Here is a 1861-nt window from a genome sequence, read left to right as displayed (position 1 = left end):
GGGACTGATCGACTCGTCGGCGCCCCACCCGGCCCGCGACACGATGGTCGGCCTGGGCGCGGTGGACGGGGGGCCCGCGGGCGCGGTGGCGCCGGCGCTCGGGCTGGGGGTGGTGGACGGGGGCTGGGAGGCCGGTGCGGAAGAACTCGGCGCCTGGCTCGGCGGGGTGGACTCGGCCGGGGTCTCGGACTCGGCCGGATCGGTGGTGGGATCGTCGACGGCCGGAGTCTCGGCCGGCGGGGAGTCGGCCGGTTGACCCTCCGTGGGGTCGGGCGACTCGGACGGATCGTCGGGCGCGTCGACCTGGAAGGCCGCCGGTTCCATCGCTCCGGTGCTGCTCGGGGCGCCGGAGGCGCCCTTGCCGGGATCGACCATGTCCAGACGCAACCCGGCAGGCAGACGATCGGACGTACGCCCGCCCGCGGTGACCCGTACCTCCACCCCGTCGGAGGGCCCCACCCAGGCCGGTTCCGTACCACCGCGCTCGGCGGCCGCCTCACCCTGGCCACCGCTGCCGTCCAGCCGCAGCCAGTCCGACCACTGACCGGATCCCACGGCACGGGTGCGGGCCTCGATCGTGCCCTCGACCCGCGACGAGGGGTCGCCCCAGGTGATGCCGAGCATGCTGAACGGCTCGGTCCGCTCCTGCTTCAGAGTCGCCTTGGTGCCGTTCTCGATCGTCGGCAACTCGGCGGTGAGGGCCTGGCTCCTCACCGGACCCGGCTTGCCGTCAGCATCGGGGCCGTTGCCCGACTGGTCGGAGCCTGTGGTCAGTAAGAGCCCTCCGACAAAGCCTGCCGTGACCACGGCAGCCGTACCCCAGATATAGCGAGGTCTACCCATGATTGATCTGCGATGTCCTTTGTGAGGGGCGAGAAAAGGGGTCACATCGCACCGGCAGGGCGGGGCGACCCACCCAGCAGACCTTCAAGATCCGCTAAGGGTTGCAGCACCACACCCCAAGCCGCCAAGTGATTCAGACCACAGCTCTGATTCTCCGGCTCAAGATCCTTTCACCTCTCGCTGGGTGTTGCCGTGCTCGTCAACTTTCGGACCGGTCAGGAGAGCAGCTGCTCGCTGAGCATCTATGACCACTAAACGTGCTCGAAAGGATTCGTACGGTGATAAAGGTCACGGCCTCGGCTTGGCCGAGCAAGATCCTTTTACCTCTCACTTGCCACCTTTACTCCCTTTTTACTTCGGCTACCTTCACGGGAGCGTCACATCTGTGACGCTTTCGCGAAGTGAATAAACCGGAGAATCAGGATGATTCGCAATCATGCGGCCCATCGACGCAAGCGGCCCTCGGCTGGGGGGAGCATTCGCTGGATAGCGGGAGGCCTGTCACTGGCCCTTGCCGTTACGCTCCTTGACGGTGCGTACGCAGCGGCCGGCGCCGCGCCGCAGAACCCCAAGAAGCCGAAGAGCGCGGCCGCCACCCAGGCCGCAGATATCCCGTCGGCGCGCGTTGCTGCTCGGCTGTCCGGCAAGCGGGTCGAGGCGCTGTCCGAGCGCACCGAGACCTCGACGACCTGGGTGAACAAGGATGGCTCGCTCACCACGGAACTCACTGCCGGGCCCGTTCGGTTCACGGACGAGGCCACGGGGCAGTGGCGTGAGGTCGACCTGGACCTTGTTCAGGGTGCCGACGGGGCTGTCAAGCCCAAGGCCCACCCGGGCGGGCTGCGCTTGTCCGGAAGGTCCGGGACCCCGGCGAAATCGCTGAAGGCCGCTCAACAGGCCAAGGCCACCGACCTGGTGACCTTAGCTTGAAATTAAACCTTCGGTGATCGTTCGGGGATCGAGTGGTTCACCCACATGGGAATCTGCCGGACATGACGACGACCTCCCTTTCACGCTG

The 1861-nt window shown here is 67.2% G+C and carries 2 pseudogenes; one reads left to right on the top strand and one right to left on the bottom strand.

Annotated features, from left to right (window positions below):
- Positions 1-714 (bottom strand): annotated as a pseudogene (locus ACFY3J_RS38775) (N-acetylmuramoyl-L-alanine amidase); the annotation flags it as partial.
- Between the two features lie 552 nt (positions 715-1266).
- On the opposite strand from ACFY3J_RS38775, the pseudogene ACFY3J_RS38770 reads away from it, so the two are divergent.
- Positions 1267-1767 (top strand): annotated as a pseudogene (locus ACFY3J_RS38770) (hypothetical protein); the annotation flags it as partial.
- Between the last annotated feature and the right edge of the window lie 94 nt (positions 1768-1861).

Origin of the sequence: Streptomyces sp. NPDC001231 (assembly GCF_042896885.1) — a bacterium.
Classification (GTDB): Bacteria; Actinomycetota; Actinomycetes; order Streptomycetales; family Streptomycetaceae; genus Streptomyces.
Note: the sequence above shows the minus strand (reverse complement) of the source record. Positions and strands in the feature narration are given on the sequence as shown.